General features: G+C 53.2%; 13 protein-coding genes. All 13 read left to right on the forward strand.

Annotated elements, in window-relative coordinates:
- Window positions 1-757: hypothetical protein (locus tag ABQ298_13885; GenBank protein ID MEQ9825470.1), on the forward strand; the 757-nt coding region annotated here is incomplete at its 5' end.
- A gap of 254 nt (window positions 758-1,011) precedes the next feature.
- Window positions 1,012-1,989: a 2-enoyl thioester reductase domain-containing protein gene (locus tag ABQ298_13890; GenBank protein ID MEQ9825471.1), complete on the forward strand. Its 978-nt coding sequence runs from the start codon at window positions 1,012-1,014 to the stop codon at window positions 1,987-1,989.
- A gap of 225 nt (window positions 1,990-2,214) precedes the next feature.
- Window positions 2,215-3,213 (forward strand): MoxR family ATPase, encoded by a 999-nt coding sequence (locus ABQ298_13895; protein ID MEQ9825472.1) that lies wholly within the window; start codon window positions 2,215-2,217, stop codon window positions 3,211-3,213.
- A 43-nt stretch (window positions 3,214-3,256) separates the two neighbouring features.
- The gene (locus tag ABQ298_13900; GenBank protein MEQ9825473.1) at window positions 3,257-4,186 is read left to right on the forward strand and encodes a DUF58 domain-containing protein; all 930 of its coding nucleotides are present in this window, start codon (window positions 3,257-3,259) and stop codon (window positions 4,184-4,186) included.
- Between the two features lie 19 nt (window positions 4,187-4,205).
- Complete coding sequence (locus tag ABQ298_13905) at window positions 4,206-5,009, forward strand: DUF4381 family protein (GenBank protein ID MEQ9825474.1); 804 nt, start codon at window positions 4,206-4,208, stop codon at window positions 5,007-5,009.
- Complete coding sequence (locus ABQ298_13910) at window positions 5,006-6,004, forward strand: VWA domain-containing protein (protein ID MEQ9825475.1); 999 nt, start codon at window positions 5,006-5,008, stop codon at window positions 6,002-6,004. The genes ABQ298_13905 and ABQ298_13910 overlap by 4 nt, the downstream gene beginning before the upstream one ends.
- The gene (locus ABQ298_13915) at window positions 6,001-8,067 is read left to right on the forward strand and encodes a VWA domain-containing protein (protein ID MEQ9825476.1); all 2,067 of its coding nucleotides are present in this window, start codon (window positions 6,001-6,003) and stop codon (window positions 8,065-8,067) included. Before ABQ298_13910 ends, ABQ298_13915 begins: the two co-directional genes overlap by 4 nt.
- Before the next feature lie 47 nt (window positions 8,068-8,114).
- Window positions 8,115-9,920 carry a BatD family protein gene (locus tag ABQ298_13920; GenBank protein MEQ9825477.1) on the forward strand — a complete coding sequence of 602 codons (1,806 nt, stop codon included), beginning with the start codon at window positions 8,115-8,117 and terminating at the stop codon, window positions 9,918-9,920.
- The gene (locus tag ABQ298_13925; protein ID MEQ9825478.1) at window positions 9,884-10,720 is read left to right on the forward strand and encodes an SH3 domain-containing protein; all 837 of its coding nucleotides are present in this window, start codon (window positions 9,884-9,886) and stop codon (window positions 10,718-10,720) included. The genes ABQ298_13920 and ABQ298_13925 overlap by 37 nt, the downstream gene beginning before the upstream one ends.
- Window positions 10,721-11,066: 346 nt before the next feature.
- Window positions 11,067-11,615, forward strand: coding sequence for a prepilin-type N-terminal cleavage/methylation domain-containing protein (locus ABQ298_13930; GenBank protein MEQ9825479.1), 549 nt, complete (start codon window positions 11,067-11,069; stop codon window positions 11,613-11,615).
- Between the two features lie 5 nt (window positions 11,616-11,620).
- Window positions 11,621-12,301, forward strand: coding sequence for a type II secretion system protein (locus ABQ298_13935; protein ID MEQ9825480.1), 681 nt, complete (start codon window positions 11,621-11,623; stop codon window positions 12,299-12,301).
- 24 nt (window positions 12,302-12,325) lie between these two features.
- Window positions 12,326-14,860, forward strand: a complete 2,535-nt coding sequence (locus ABQ298_13940) for a hypothetical protein (GenBank protein MEQ9825481.1) — start codon at window positions 12,326-12,328, stop codon at window positions 14,858-14,860.
- Window positions 14,861-15,067: 207 nt separating this feature from the next.
- On the forward strand, window positions 15,068-15,383 hold a 316-nt coding region (locus tag ABQ298_13945; GenBank protein ID MEQ9825482.1), incomplete at its 3' end, for a hypothetical protein.

Genomic DNA, 15,383 nt, shown 5'->3' on the forward strand with positions numbered 1-15,383 from the left:
TGGTGGCACCTGTAACGTGAAGTATGCAGTCGTTGCGTATTGTGGTGATGACTCCCTTGATACAGACTACGGCTGGAATGGATCCGTGCAGTTTGCCTTTGTCATTCAATCCGACGTTCCCGACAATGGAGACCAGGGAGCGGAACAGGACGGTGGACAGGATGCCGATGATGATGAACCGTTCGGAATGCCGCAGTTTTACAACGTAACCATGATCGGAGATGGATTCCAATCCGCCGATGGTGGCACCCGCGCAGCAATCTGGCGCGACAATGCAGCCAATGGATACACCAATTCCATTTTTACCGATTTCTCCGGCAGTGCATTTGCGTTTGAGTCCCGCGCAGCTGTAACCAACTCCTATGACCGCCTTCTCGCTGGTGATCTGAAGCTGCGCAACAACATTGTCGGTGTTTTTGGAACCGGAAATACCTGGGAACAGCTTGTGCGCATTGATGATCAGAACGATGGTCACTTGGATCTGAACGCTGCCCTGAACGATGCGCTCGCGATAATTGCTGACGGTGGCAACGTTCTGGCAAACCCACGCATTGCCTTCATCAGCCGTGACCGCGCTCAGGCCCTCAACCCACGTGCATCCAATCCAGCCGTCACGAGTGATCTTTTCCCTGTCGACGTGCGTGATCCATTCCTCAAACAAACATCGTACAAGGGTGCATTTGATCCCTCTGCAGATGTTCCACTCTGGACCGACGGATGGAGCGCGCTCTATCGTCTCGGATACACAGCTCGCTGATTTCCTGCCTTCTTCAACCTTAATAAAAGAGACTGCTCACAAGGCAGTCTCTTTTTCATTTTTCCAGAAATCTTCCTTTTTGCTTCAGCATGGGAGATGCTCATACACCGCAACACATCGAGCGACACCCCAAGCTTCAATCCTGCTTCAAGCTACACCGACGAGGAATCGAAATCCCATTTCAGATCTCATCGAGCATTGTGAAACTCCACATTCTGCTTTCCCCTTTGCTGGCACCCTGCTAGTGTCTCCCCATGCCAGAACGCATTGTTTACGCTGAACATGGGAAACCCTCAGAGGTTTTAAAACACGAATCGTTTGACCTGCCCGAACTGCGCGAGGGTGAAGTAATGATCGAACTCTGCTTCGCCAACATCAATCCTTCGGATATGGGCATGATCGGCGGGAGCTACGGCACCCTGCCTGAGTTGCCGGCCATTCCCGGGCGCGAGGGCGTCGGTCGCATCAGCAGCGTTCACGCTTCCGTAAAACACGTCAAACCCGGTGATTTGGTGCGCATTCCTGCTGCAAGCGGTGCCTGGCAGTCTCACATCGTGGCCGACGCGTCCGAACTTTGGGTTCTTCCGGAGGGCATCGATGCCCAGCAGGCGGCCATGCTGTTCGTCAATCCCCCGACCGCCCTCATGCTGCTCGAGCAATTTGTGGATTTGCAGCCAGGTGACTGGATTATTCAAAATGCTGCAAACTCCCAGGTCGGACTCTGGGTGATCCAACTCGCGAAAGCAAGGGGGCTGCACACGCTCAATGTCGTACGCCGGGAGGGCCTTGAAGAGGAACTCAAGAATCTCGGTGCCGACCACGTCATCGTCGACGGCCCTGACTACCCCAAGTCCATTCGGGCACTCACCGGTGGTGCAAAACCGCGACTGGCCCTGAACTCCGTAGGCGGTGAGAGCGTCATCCAGATGATCAAGACGCTTGCTGATGGCGGTGTTTGTGTGACCTTTGGAGGCATGGTGGGTGATCCCGTTCGCTTCCCCACCCGCTTCCTGATCTTCAATGACATCCAGCTGCGCGGCTTCTGGATGGACAAATGGATGCGCACCCATCAGGAGCAGGAAATTCGCGCACTCTATGAACGCGTCTTTGACGCTGTCCTGCACTCAGGAATCACCACTCCAGTCGAAGCAGTGTACTCCCTGTGCGATGTTCAATCCGCACTGCTTGCCTTTCAAAAACCACGCTTGGGCAAAATTCTGCTCCAGCCCTGAAAGAAGCGAATCAAAGTACCCCCAACTCATAACACGGGTTCCTGGAACTCTTGCATTCAAGAGTTCCATTGACGCCAGGGTACGAACTCCCTAAGTAACTTGAGCTTGTCCGGCAAACAAGGCTCGCAATGCACTTGACTCCGGACTGTTCCATTTTTTGAACCCTTTCCCATAAAGATGTTCTAACATCAGAGTTCGCACTCCGCGACACACAGACACCGAACTATGGAAACCGCAAGCAAGAGCATTCAGGAAATCAACGAACTCGTGCAGAAGTCATCGCTTTGGGTGACCCCGCTCAAAAACGAAATGAAACGGGTCATTGTCGGCCAGGATCGCCTCGTCGAACGCCTGATCATCGGTCTGCTGGCAAACGGCCACATTCTGCTCGAAGGAGTTCCGGGACTGGCAAAAACCCTGGCCCTTAAAACCTTGGCCACCGCCATACGCACGGATTTCAAGCGCATCCAGTTCACCCCGGACATGCTGCCCGCCGACATCATCGGAACTGAAATCTATAACCCGAAGGATGTGCAGTTCATCATCAAGCACGGACCCGTCTTTACCAATTTTGTGCTCGCTGACGAGATCAATCGCGCCCCCGCAAAGGTGCAGAGTGCGCTGCTCGAAGCCATGCAGGAACGCCAGGTCACCATCGGGGAAAACTCATTCAAACTGCCCGATCCCTTTCTGGTGATGGCGACCCAAAACCCCATCGAACAGGAAGGCACTTATCCTCTCCCCGAAGCACAGGTCGACCGCTTCATGCTCAAGGTCACGGTTTCTCACCCTTCTCCCTCCGAAGAACGGCTGATTCTCGACCGCATGGGCACATCAGATGCCAAAACCGATGTCAATGTGGTCATGTCGGGCGATGATATCGTTGCCTCGCGCAAGGTCGTGAACGAAATCTTCATGGATGACAAGGTTAAGGATTACATTGTCGCCATCATTCATGCCACCCGGGATCCCGCCCACTACGGTCTGAAGATCAAGGACCTCATCCTCAATGGAGCTTCCCCACGCGGTACCATCAGTATGACGCTTGCCAGTCGCGCTGCAGCTTTTCTCAATGGCCGTGGATTTGTCACTCCCGAAGATGTCAAAACCGTCGCAATGGATGTGCTTCGGCATCGTATTTCCATCTCCTATGAAGCCGAAGCAGAGGGTATCAGCTCGGAAAATCTGGTCACTCAGATTCTCGACACCATTCCGGTTCCCTGATCCAGGCGAAAACGTCTGTTTTTCCTGATCGAGACCAAATTTCATGGGTAGCGAAACCATCAACTCTGCCGAAAAAACACGAGAAATCCTTCAGCGCGTTCATCAGATCGAGCTGAAGACCAATCGCCTCGTGAACGACACTCTGGCGGGTCAGTATCACTCCGCATTCAAGGGTCAGGGCATGAATTTTGATGAGGTGCGCGAGTATCAGGCAGGGGATGAAGTCAAAAACATCGACTGGAATGTGACCGCGCGCACCGGGCGGCCCTTCGTCAAACAGTTTGTCGAGGAGCGTGAACTCACGATCATGCTCATGATTGATGTCAGCGCATCCGGCACCTTCGGTTCATCAGAACAGAGCAAGCGCGATCTCGCGGCTGAGCTGGGGTCCATGTTTGCATTTTCCGCCATTCGCAACCGGGACAAGGTAGGCCTCATCCTGTTCTCCGATCACATCGAGCACTATCTTCCGCCCCGCAAGGGAAACAACCATGTATTGCGGGTCATTCGTGATATTCTGTTCTTCCAACCCAAGGGTCGCGGTACGGACATTGGTGCTGCGCTCGACCACGCCAATCGCATGCTTCACCGCAATGCCGTCATGGTCTTGATCTCGGATTTCATGGTGAACCCACCCTATCGCGAGAAACTTGACCGACTCATGCGAAAAATGGACATCACCAACCGCAAGCATGATCTCATTGCGATTGCCATTTCCGATCCGGTAGAGCGGGAGATTCCGCCCTGCGGCTATCTGGCCCTTCAGGATATCGAGACTGGAGAACAGGTTTTTCTCAATACAAGGGATCGCAAAGTCCTTGATCACTATGCGCGACTGAACCGCGAACGCTTTGAACATCTCGATACTCAGTTGAAGAAAAAACGAATTGACCGTCTGCACATCACCACAGGCCAACCTTACCTGAAGGAAATCTATAAGTTCTTCAAAATTCGCACACAGCGCCGTTCGTGAACGATTGAGGATCCACGATATGTTACGACACCACATCAACACCAGTCAACCGCGCCCATCTTTGCGCCTTCTGCTCTTGCTGTGTGCATGGTCCTTGCTCTCCACTGTTGCCCAGGCCCAGGTTATCCTGCCACCCGATCCCGACGCTCATCAAGTTCCAGCCACTCCGGTGAATCCAGGTTCTCGCCCAACGCTCCCGGCAATGAGCCAGCCCTGGAACCCGGGAACGTTGGGCAATCCCACATCGGCCCCGCTCAGCGATCTGCTGGGAGAAGCCACTCTCGTTCCTCCCAAAGAAATTCTGCGCCTTCCCCCACTCTGGCCCTACTACCTCGGCGTGTCGCTTGTCGGACTATTCCTGCTTGCGGCATTGGTGTTCTGGTTGATCCGGCGCAATCGACGCCCACGCCCCATACCCGTCATTCCATCTGACGTTCGCGCCCTGAACGCACTAGAGTCCCTTCGCGAACTCATTCGTGAATCACGCGCCCGAGAGTTTTCCTATCAGGCTTCTGAGATTATCCGAGGTTACATCGAAGATCGCTTTGACCTGAGCGCACGTAACCGCACGACTCGCGAATTTTTGAGTCAGGGACTCAATGAGGCGCGCGGCATTTCTCAACAACATCACGAGTCCCTGCAACAATTTCTCCAATACTGTGACCTCGCCAAATTTGCCAGACAGCTCCTGACACCCGAACAAATGGAAGCCATGTTTCAGAGCGCCGCTGGATTCATTCGCGACACACGCCCGTCCATCATGGCTGCGCCCGATGCAACCCCATCTTCTGAGCGCCGAAAGGAGGTGCATGCATCATCATGATACGCCTGCTACATCCCGAATGGCTCTGGTTGTTGGCCTTGCTTCCGCTGCTTGCCTTTTTTGTGGGGCGTCAAGCGTCGACTTCTGCGCTGCTGTTTCCCAGCACTGATATTGCTGCAGCAGTTGGCAGGCGCAGTCACCACAATCCTTTTCGCTGGCTGACCCGCCTCCGCTTCCTTGCGCTCGCACTGCTGGTCATCGCGCTGGCACGCCCCCAATTGGGACGCACCCAGTCGGAGATCAGTGCATCCGGTGTTGACATCGTTCTCGCACTCGATCTTTCGACCTCCATGAATGCACTCGATTTTCGTCTCAAGGGACGAGAGGTCCGGCGCATCGACGCAGTGAAATCCGCTGTGGAACAGTTTGTCAGGGACCGTACTGATGATCGCCTCGCACTGCTCGCCTTTGCGGCAAAACCCTACCTGCTCAGCCCGCTCACGCTCGATCATGAATTTATCCTCGATCGACTCTACAGTGTCGACACGGGTGTGATTGAAGACGGAACCGCCATTGGAACCGCCCTCGCACGATCTGTTCGCCTGATGGCAGATCGGGATGTGAAGAGTCGCGTTGTCATCCTGCTCACGGATGGAGAAAATAACCGGGGTCGAATCAATCCCCTCCAGGCTGCAGAAATCGCGCAAACCCTCAATACGCGGGTCTACACCATTGGTGCAGGTTCCCGCGGCCTCGCGCGTGTTATGGTCAAGGACTCACTCGGTCGCGATGTCGTGGTCCGCCAGCAGGTTCAAATCGATGAAGATACCCTGAAAAAAATTGCAGACATGACAGGAGGCAGCTATTTCCGGGCAACCGATCTCGATGAACTCCAGTCCGTCTACCAAACCATTGATTCACTCGAGAAAACAACCCGCACACTTCAGGGGTTCAGCGTCGAAAAGGAACTCTTTCCCTACTTTTTGTTTGCCGCATTGTTCCTGATCCTTCTTGAAATCCTGCTGTCCCAAACCCGACTGATCAAACTTCCATGAGTGTGATGAATCTACAGTTTCAACACCCTTGGTGGCTGCTCGCCACGCTGCCTGTGGCGGTGGCAGTTTTTCTGATCTTCCGCTGGGGTAATTTGCGGAGACGGGCAAGCCTCGACATCCTGCTCCATCGAGGTCTGCACCAGCGCTTTACTCAACAGGTTTCTGTGCGCATGCGTCGACTCAAGCAAGGGATTCTACTGATCAGTGTCGTTCTCATCGTGTTTGCTTTGGCGCGCCCGCAGCTTGGTTACAACTGGGAAGAAAGCCCTCTGGAGACCACCGACCTGCTGATTGCATTGGATACCTCGCGCAGCATGCTCGCACCGGACCTCAAGCCCAATCGTCTTGCCCGGGCAAAACTCGAGATCGAAACCTTTGTCAGACAGTTGACTGGTGTACGCATCGGCCTCATCCCTTTTGCAGGGGATGCCTTTCTCTGGTGCCCCCTTACCTATGACACAGAGACCTTTCTCGACACACTTCGCAACGTTGACGTGGGCATCATTCCTACAGGAGGAACTAATTTACTCTCTGCTGTGGATACCGCCGAACGCTCCTTCCTTGGAGAGGCTGGAGGAACGAAGATCATGGTGCTGATCACCGATGGCGAGAATCTCCAGGGACAGATTGATGAGCGATTGCCCGCCTTTTCCCGCAAGAGATGGGTGATTCACACCATCGGAATCGGAACTGAAGAGGGAGAACTGATCCCCATCCAGCGCGAGGATGGCAGCACCTCGTTTGTCACGGATGCAGAGGGAAATGTGGTGAAGAGCAAACTCGATTCCCACACCCTCTCGACGATTGCCCAGCAAACGGGTGGCACCTACCATGCACTCGGTCAGGGTGGACAGGGCCTGTATGACCTGTTCAACAATGTGTTGCGCGAGCAACTCGAAGCGAAGGAAGAATCCCGTCTTCGCAAAATACCAATCGAACGCTACGCCTGGGTCGTTGCCTTGCTGTTGGCCTTGCTGACGACAGAACTGTTGCTCCGTGACCGTCGCAACAAATTTCGACGCCAGTCGAATACAATGCTCTTGCTGTTGTCATTGATGATGCTCACACCCGCTTTCGAACCTCATTCACTTTCTGCCTCCCCCGCGCGGGATGCACAGAAGGCCTACAGTCGTGGTGATTTCGTAACAGCAGAGCAGCTATATCAGGAGGCTGTTCAAAACGATCCTGGTCGCCTCAAGATGCAATACAACCTTGGGGTCAGCGCGCTTCGGAATGAAAATTTCTCAGTTGCCAAACAGGCCTTTGACAACGCCCTCCAGTCGAGCGATCTCGATCTTCAGCAGTCCGCCTACTACAATCGCGCAAATACACTCTACCAGCTCGGTCGTGCCGAGCTCGATACCAAACCTCAACACACTGTCGAGCACTGGGAAAAAGCCGTCCAGGACTACGAGCGCGCGCTTGCTTTGAACTCCGAAGACTTTGATGCTCAAGCCAACAAATCCGAAGTGGAGCGGTTGCTCGAGCAACTCAAGGAATTGCTCAAACAACAAAATCCTCCCCAGGACTCGGATGGCTCGGAAAATTCTGAGAATTCGGACGAAAACCAGAACTCGGAATCGGACTCCTCCGACTCGTCACAGGATCAGCAGTCCGGAGAAAACAGCGGCGAATCATCTCCTAGCGACTCTTCTGATTCGGGCGAGTCATCTGCAAACGAATCATCCGGTGATCAGCAGGATTCCTCCGAATCACAACCCTCCCAGTCCCCTCAAGATCCATCAGAACCCGAAGACAGCGCCAGTCAGTCTGAACCCGATCAGCAGGACTCCGCTGGTCAAGAACCTGATGCCAATACCGGAGAATCCCAGGGAGACACACCGCAGGGTGCCGAATCTGCCCCTTCCGAGTCCGAACCACAACCTTCCCCATCCGCTTCGCAAGCATCTCCATCTGGAGGTGATGAACAGGAGAATCCACGTGAGACCGAAGCCTTGCGCCTCCTGGAATCTCTCAAAAACGAAGATGGAGATGCGCCGCAGTTGCTCTTTCGCATGCAAAACCCCGAGGCGGAAGAAGAAAGCCCTGAAATGGATTGGTAATGATCTCCCGATTGCAATCAGTTTTAAGATACGCTGTGCTGAGACGCATGACTGCTCCCTTACTCGCAGCAGCGTTCACATGCTTGCTGACCACAACACTGATGGCCAATGCAAGTGTGCAGGCAGTGCTTTCCGCCGATACGATTCCGGTGGGAGGTTACACACAGTTGACCCTTCAGGTGAACGGGAGCAATCGCGCGGATGTTGATCTGCCCAATGTGGACGGTATCATTCTCCGAAATTCCGGAACATCCCAGAGTACTTCAATTGTCAATGGCCAGGTGACTCGCTCTGCCACCATTCGCATCACCGTGCTCGGAGAAAGGCAGGGTACCTTCACGATTCCACCCATCCCCGTTACCGTGAATGACGAAGTCATTGAAACCCGCCCTCTGACGCTTCGGGTTGACGACAACCTTGCACAATCAAACCCGAATGCGCGCGCCTCCCAACAGAACCCCTCCGACTCACTGACAGCGGAGGACATTCGCCGCATTGCACGCGTCGAAATCGAAGTGCCCTCCCATACGGTTTACATCGGCCAGAGCGTTCCGCTTCAGGTAGAACTCTGGGTAAACACTGCCCACAGGTTCGATAATCTCGCTGCACCCTCAGTGCGGACCGAAGCCATCCTCATGGAGTCACTCGGGCAAGACTTTCAGCGAACGATTGAATATGAGGGCAACGAGCGGTTTGAGGTCTATCGCTGGTCTTCTGAATTTTCTCCCATCGAACCCGGAAATCTGTCGCTGCAGTTTGCAACCGAGGTATCGCTCCTGGTGCGCGCCCGCCGGGCCACCAGTGCCTTTGACAGCATTTTCGATTCCGATTTTTTCTCTCCGTCCCATCGTCGCATCCCCTTGCTCATCCAATCACAACCGCTCGAAATGGAGGTCAGGAAACTGCCCTCCGGCGCACCCCATTCCTTCACAGGTGCCATCGGAAATTTCACACTGAAAAGCACAGCAAGTCCGCTTGAGGTGGAACAGGGAGACCCAATTACACTCGATATTGTCATCTCGGGAGAAGGAAATTTTGATCGGGTCAATCACTCTGGCCTTCAAAATCCCAAGGGTTTCCGAACCTACCAGCCAGAAGAGCAGTGGGAGCCAGATTCCACAAACCCGCGCAGAGGACGCAAGAACTTCAAGCAAGCCATCATTCCAAGCGATCCTGGCATTACAGAAATTCCCCCAGTGAGCTTCAGTTATTTTAATCCCGAGCGTGCAGAATATGAGACCTTGCAGACCGAACCCATCACGATTTCCGTCAGTGGAACAGCTCAGTCTGCAACCGAATCTCCTCGTGAGCGCCAGCAGGCTGGCAGTGGTCTCATACGCATCGAGTCCGACGGATGGATTCCTCTGCAGCTTGAACTCGATCCTGCCGCAGCATCCCTGCGCCCCATATCCATGAATAAAGCCGTATGGCTGCTCCCCATAGGTGGTCCCGTCGTCCTTCTCGCCTTGTGCTGGGTGCTTCCATTCTGGATTCAAAATCAGCGCCAGAGTCGCGAAAATCGTTTCAACGAACTCAAGCGAACACTGCGTTCCATCGACAAATCGCTCGCAACTGCAAAACAAGACCAGCAAGCAGGTGTCTATGTTCAAGCCGCTACCCGAAAGACGCGACTGATGCTTGGCACACTTTGGCGAATATCCCCGGATTCCATCACCAGTGCTGACGCCAAAGCCAGGCTGGGCGAACAATTTCCGGCAATTCGGAAAATCCTCGAACTCCACAACGCCATGCAGTATGCAGGCGGTGTAGCTCCATCTGTTGACATTGATGACACTGCAGAAGCTTTGGAATCCGAATGGAAACAACTTCTGAATACCCTGGAACAATCATGATGCGCGTGATGAAAGATTTTGCAGAAACATTTGCATGGAAAAGCGCTCTCATTCTAGTGCTCATGGTGCTGGGTTCTCCCCTGCTGCATTCAATTCCAAACCCTGATTTCCCAGCCGATTTCCGCAGTGGAAATCAGGCTCTAGGGGAAGCGTCTGACCCGACTCGAGCCCTTGAGATTTACCTTGAGATCGAAGCCAGCCGCGGCCTTTCCACCAATCTTGCACTCAATATTGCCACCTGCCACTACCGTCTTCAAAACTGGGGACACTGTCGATTGTACCTTGAACGCGCCCTCCTGCTTGAAAATCACCCTGATGCCAAAAACAACCTTAGGGTTCTCTTGAATCGCCTGCAGCTCGACGAACCCACTCCTGGTCCCCTCAATACAATTGCAGCACGCTTATCTCCAGACCTGTGGTTTGGGATAGGAACCACCCTCATCCTGCTTCCTTTCGCAGCATTTCTGCTGGCACGTGTCCTTGTCGCACTGCGCTCTCAAGTGCAGAAGACTCCCAACCCTGCTTTTCTCACCCTTGCATTCCTGATGCTCTCAGGCGGAATCATCTGCCTCCTGTTTGCTGTCAGGTCTGGTAAACTCCTCGACAGCGGTATCGTTGTTGCTGAAGAAGCCTATCTGCGGCAGTCCCCTTTTGAAAAGTCCGAAGCCATTGCAACCGTAAGGGAAGCCAGAAAGCTGCAAATCCTGGACACTCATGAGCATCATTTCCTGACAATCGACCACGGTACTGGAATTCGTGGCTGGATCGCTGCGGAACACTTCACCCCCATCCTTCCCTGAATGATTGCGCTCTACAACTGAGCGATTCCAATTTTCCAGGTTGGTAAACCGCTGTTGATTTTTGAAAATCACCCATTGCAAACACCGCGTCTATGCGTGGATTGTGAACTGCAACTCCTGTTAATTTCTGTTTTTACACTTTCTACATAAATTAAGTGTAAAATTTTAAATTGATCGCAAAAGCTACGTAAATATAACGACAAAGCCTATGCTAAGGGGTTAAGAATCAAGTTTTCTTCCGATTAATCACTTCGGAAACGACAGTTGTTTATAAACAATTGTCAAAAATATTTAACTTGATCTTTTACAAAAAGACTCTCTAATAAGAGGTGCTTTTTCTTTCCTTATGCTTGAGATTCGTGCCACGAAACGGCAACGAGGTTTTACGCTCGTTGAGATGATGGTTGGCCTTACCCTGCTTGGAGTGTTCATGACGGGCATTCTCGGCTCGGTGCGGTTGTCCACGTTGCTTGCCGAATCCACGCTCTACGAAAGTACTTCGATCAATGTAGCCCAGGGCTACCTCGAGCAGATTAAAAGCCTTCCCTATGAAGACCTGCTGCTGGCAGTGCAGGATCCTGCCACCTTCCCTCTCGAGACCATCAGTCCCTCTTACGATACAACACAGCAAGCAACCGTCTTTGATGACCCCATTTCCATCGATCCGACACAACAACCCAACGAGCGAACCGTTGTGATCGATGTTCGCGGAGATGGCAACGGAACCGTTATTGAAATGCCAGTTCGCCTATGGGTTTCGATCGAGGATAAAAACACGGGGAGTGATCCAGTCAACGCGCTTGAGATCAAGATCGAATACTCCTATCAGCTTCCTGCAGTTCTGGGAGGGAACTGGGCGTCTGGGCAGGTACAGGCCATTCGCGCACGCATGTAACTATCATGAGTCGATCTGCACATCAGCATAGGAAAGCAGGATTCACCATCGTCGAAGTCATCTTTGCGATGGCTATCCTTCTGCTTGTCGTTGCCGGAGTTCTTCCCATGTATGTGCAGTCCTCCCGCTCCATCATGACGGCAGATTCGAAGCTGGACGTTAACGGAGATGTGCGCAAGGTGACGGACCAAATGATTGAAAACGCACGACAGGCCGATGCATTTGTGCTCTACGACAATTACAAAGGTGCGTGGATTGATGGCGATTTTGTTGATTTCCGCAGTAGTTCTTATGCTGGAATGGGCCGCTTGCGCGATGGACAAACTGGCCGATTTCTAGTGCTGCTCTTTTACGATGACGACCCCTATCCCAATGACAGCAATCCTCCGCCGCTCAAGCAGATGGTGGGACTTTACCTTGATGCCGACGAATCGGAAACCACCGGTTCGATTCGCACGTTTGTAAAAGAAAGCTTTGATCACAGCAAAACCATGGAAGAAAACATTCCTGCGGCAGCGCTGATGGGCACACACGAAGCCATCATTCCGTCAATGACCGGGTTGATGGGTGGCGATGTGTTCTATAATTTTGGAGGCAAGTCCGTGATGGTGAATGGTAAAATCTCCCATGCAAATGGTGCGATTAAAGAAACCAATACCTACAACTTCACGATCACACCCCGCTGAAAAAAACCCTCTTCCACCAGTGCCATGAATGCGAATCCATCATCCAAATCAGATCGCCAGGTTTCCCGCAAGCAGCAGCGTCAGAAGGGGTCTGCCATTGTCATGGTGATGATCCTCGGGTTTGCCCTGATTCTTATCTTGATTTCCCAACTTGACCGCGGTCTTACCTCCAAACGCCTCAACATTGCCAATACACTGCACCACGAGGCTCGTAACGCAGCCGAATCCTGGGCGGAATATGGCTGTGCCGACATCGTCAATCGTTTCCAGACCAAAACATCCTTCCCCAGCAACGAACTCAAAACCAATCCCATCGTCGTCCCTACCTCTGCAATCGCATTTTACAGCGGCTCAAACCTGGATCTCTCGAAAACCGAGGTCAAGGGGGGGCAAATCGACCCGGGATACTGGGTCTATCTCGACGAAAATGATCCCCGCTGGGAGTTTGATCCACTCAAGGGCAAACGCATCTTTGTTCGCGATGTTGAGATTTATGCCAAAGCCACCACCACGACTCCAAAGCTCAACAACAAGGAGTCAACCGCTTATGTTCGCCAGACCCTTCAGGTAAGGGACAATCCCCTCTTCTCCCACGCCATTTTCTATAACCTCGATCTCGAAATCAATCCAGGTCCCAACATGGACGTCTACGGCGGAGTTCACACCAACCGCGACATGTGGCTGGGCGTCAACGACGGAAGTTACCTGAAATTCCACGAACCGATTTCGGCCACGGGTCGCATTTACCATGGTGACAAGGAATTGGTGCTGACCAATCCCCATCGCAGCGGTCTGCGTGGGCAAGTTTCCATGCTCAACTCCGAGAAAAACTGGAAGCCCATGCGCCTCGGAGGCAATGGTTCCAATGATGCGGACTGGCTCGACTCCAAACATGTCAATTGGCGCACCTTGGCCAGCCAGACATGGGACGGCAATGTGCAGGACCAGTTTCACAATGTTCCCTCCTACAACGCGGCTGGAATCAAGGACCATGTTCCTGATAACCCCAATACCTACGCCAACGAGTTGCAAAACCACGCCTACGCGCTGATCGAACCCCTGCTTCCCAAGGAAACTACCAATACCAAGTCGGATGCCGTGCGCAATCAGAAGATGATGGCTCGGGCAGGCCTGATCTTCAAGGTGGAGTTCGACAATACCACCGAAACCGGAATCCGGGTGCGCGCCTATCGCTGGAAACGGCACAATACAAGCGTTCCCGTGAACCTGCAGGATCCTTTTGATGGCAACCTAGTAACCGATTCCAATGGCAATACGATTCTTGAAGAAATCGAAATTCCCAACCGCCACACTTCCAGCTACCTGAGTTCGGACCTGATCGGTGTCGCTACTGACGATATCAGTGAAGTCGACAATAGCGGGTCCACCTTTAACGATATTCCCCAGATCGAAGCCTACGAGTATTCCTCGGGAAAGGTCAGACGTGGTTTGTACGACCACCGGCAGGACATCCCGATGAGCCTGATCACCCTCGATGTAAGCGTCTTGCGGCAGATCGTGGATGATCATGCCAATCCCTCCTCTGTCAATCTGGGACAGGAGTATTTTTCCGATGCTTCCGGTGACGTGACCTATGTGCCCGAGAACGACTGGAACGGTGTCGTCTACGTGCAATTTCCGCTTGAGGACACCGCACAGCGCAGTGCTGACAAGATCGTGCGAGCGATGCCGAGTGTGACGGTGACAGCAGGATCTCAATACCAGTGGGCCGGGTATTACAACGGGGATTACTACCGAGGCTACAATGGGAATTACTATCACAAGGACGACTACCCCAGTTTTTATGCATCGAACAGGCGCGACTTTGCCTATGATCTCGTGCCCGTCACCGTCACCTACAATCTCGGTCTGCAGCTGATCAACGGCAAGATGATACCCAGTCCATCCTTCGCGGCCAATCCGGGCATGACTCTGGTCACCAATGCCCCTCTCTATGTGGTCGGTCACTACAACGCCGATGGTGTTGAGCACGCTGACGACGCACGAACAATCGAAACCTCTCACTATACCGATTACAATGGCTCACACTACGATGAGCCGCCCGCAGCCCTGATGGCCGATACCATCACGCTGCTCTCAACCAACTGGGCAACCAGGAGCGGCGATCCCTTGCAGGGCAATCGTGCTTTCAGCGCCGAATCGGACAAGTGGAACCGTGTGGTGAACACACCACTCGAGTTTTCCGCTGCTCTGGTCACTGGCATCTCCCCTACGATTCCCAAGGGCACGCTCATGTGGCCCTCCGATGGCGCTGGCAGCGGTGGAGCGATCAATTTACCGCGCTTTCTCGAGCATTGGAATAATCGTCGTGCGACCATTCGATCTTCACTCGTTGCACTCTTCGAAAGTGAGGTGCACACGGAACCCTACCACGATTACTTCAATCATTTCTACACACCTCCTACCCGCGACTGGGGGTTCAACGAAAACTTTGAAAAAGGCATCTATCCTCCTGGCACTCCCAACGTTCGCGCATTCCGCCGTACCCGCTTCGAAGACATCACGGCTGCCCAGTACAGCGCAGGGACCAATTTTTGATTCCACTTCAGTCCCTGCCGGCCATTGCCCATCAAACTCCGCCTGGAATCAACAATGCTTTCTCCCCCCCTGCGGATCAGTCCCTCAAGTCCGGCCTTGCATGGGGGTTATGCTGCCCGCTAACGTTTTAACCCGACCCGGCATGACGGGGATGGCATGGCCTATATCCACTTCTTGCTTCAATTGTTTTCGATTCTCAGTGTTCTCATGAAACTCCCACATACTTCACATTCAACCGTTCGGCGCTCGCCCAACTTGCAATGGATTGCCCTACTACTCATGCCATTTGCCGTGTTACATGGGCAGAACATCTCTGCGCCTGTTTTGATCGAGGAAGGGGAAGAAGAAGCAAATCCGCCCACGCTCGAGCAACAGGTGAACGATTTCAGCGGTAATCCCTTGCTTCGTCCTTCCCGCCATGTCGGCAACTTTGAAAGTCTCATCGTTCAATTCAAGATGGATGGAATCGACGGCCAACACCTGGCATTGCGCGGTCCGGCACTTTCTCTCAAGGGTTCCGTAC

The organism is Puniceicoccaceae bacterium (assembly GCA_040224245.1).
Taxonomy (GTDB): Bacteria; Verrucomicrobiota; Verrucomicrobiia; order Opitutales; family JAFGAQ01; genus JAKSBQ01.

Excerpts from the sequence above, each read along its gene's own strand:
- ABQ298_13890 (MEQ9825471.1), top strand. The coding sequence starts at position 1,012 with ATGCCAGAACGCATTGTTTACGCTGAACATGGGAAACCCTCAGAGGTT.
- ABQ298_13895 (MEQ9825472.1), top strand. The coding sequence starts at position 2,215 with ATGGAAACCGCAAGCAAGAGCATTCAGGAAATCAACGAACTCGTGCAG.
- ABQ298_13900 (MEQ9825473.1), top strand. The coding sequence starts at position 3,257 with ATGGGTAGCGAAACCATCAACTCTGCCGAAAAAACACGAGAAATCCTT.
- ABQ298_13905 (MEQ9825474.1), top strand. The coding sequence starts at position 4,206 with ATGTTACGACACCACATCAACACCAGTCAACCGCGCCCATCTTTGCGC.
- ABQ298_13910 (MEQ9825475.1), top strand. The coding sequence starts at position 5,006 with ATGATACGCCTGCTACATCCCGAATGGCTCTGGTTGTTGGCCTTGCTT.
- ABQ298_13915 (MEQ9825476.1), top strand. The coding sequence starts at position 6,001 with ATGAGTGTGATGAATCTACAGTTTCAACACCCTTGGTGGCTGCTCGCC.
- ABQ298_13920 (MEQ9825477.1), top strand. The coding sequence starts at position 8,115 with ATGACTGCTCCCTTACTCGCAGCAGCGTTCACATGCTTGCTGACCACA.
- ABQ298_13925 (MEQ9825478.1), top strand. The coding sequence starts at position 9,884 with ATGGAAACAACTTCTGAATACCCTGGAACAATCATGATGCGCGTGATG.
- ABQ298_13930 (MEQ9825479.1), top strand. The coding sequence starts at position 11,067 with ATGCTTGAGATTCGTGCCACGAAACGGCAACGAGGTTTTACGCTCGTT.
- ABQ298_13935 (MEQ9825480.1), top strand. The coding sequence starts at position 11,621 with ATGAGTCGATCTGCACATCAGCATAGGAAAGCAGGATTCACCATCGTC.
- ABQ298_13940 (MEQ9825481.1), top strand. The coding sequence starts at position 12,326 with ATGAATGCGAATCCATCATCCAAATCAGATCGCCAGGTTTCCCGCAAG.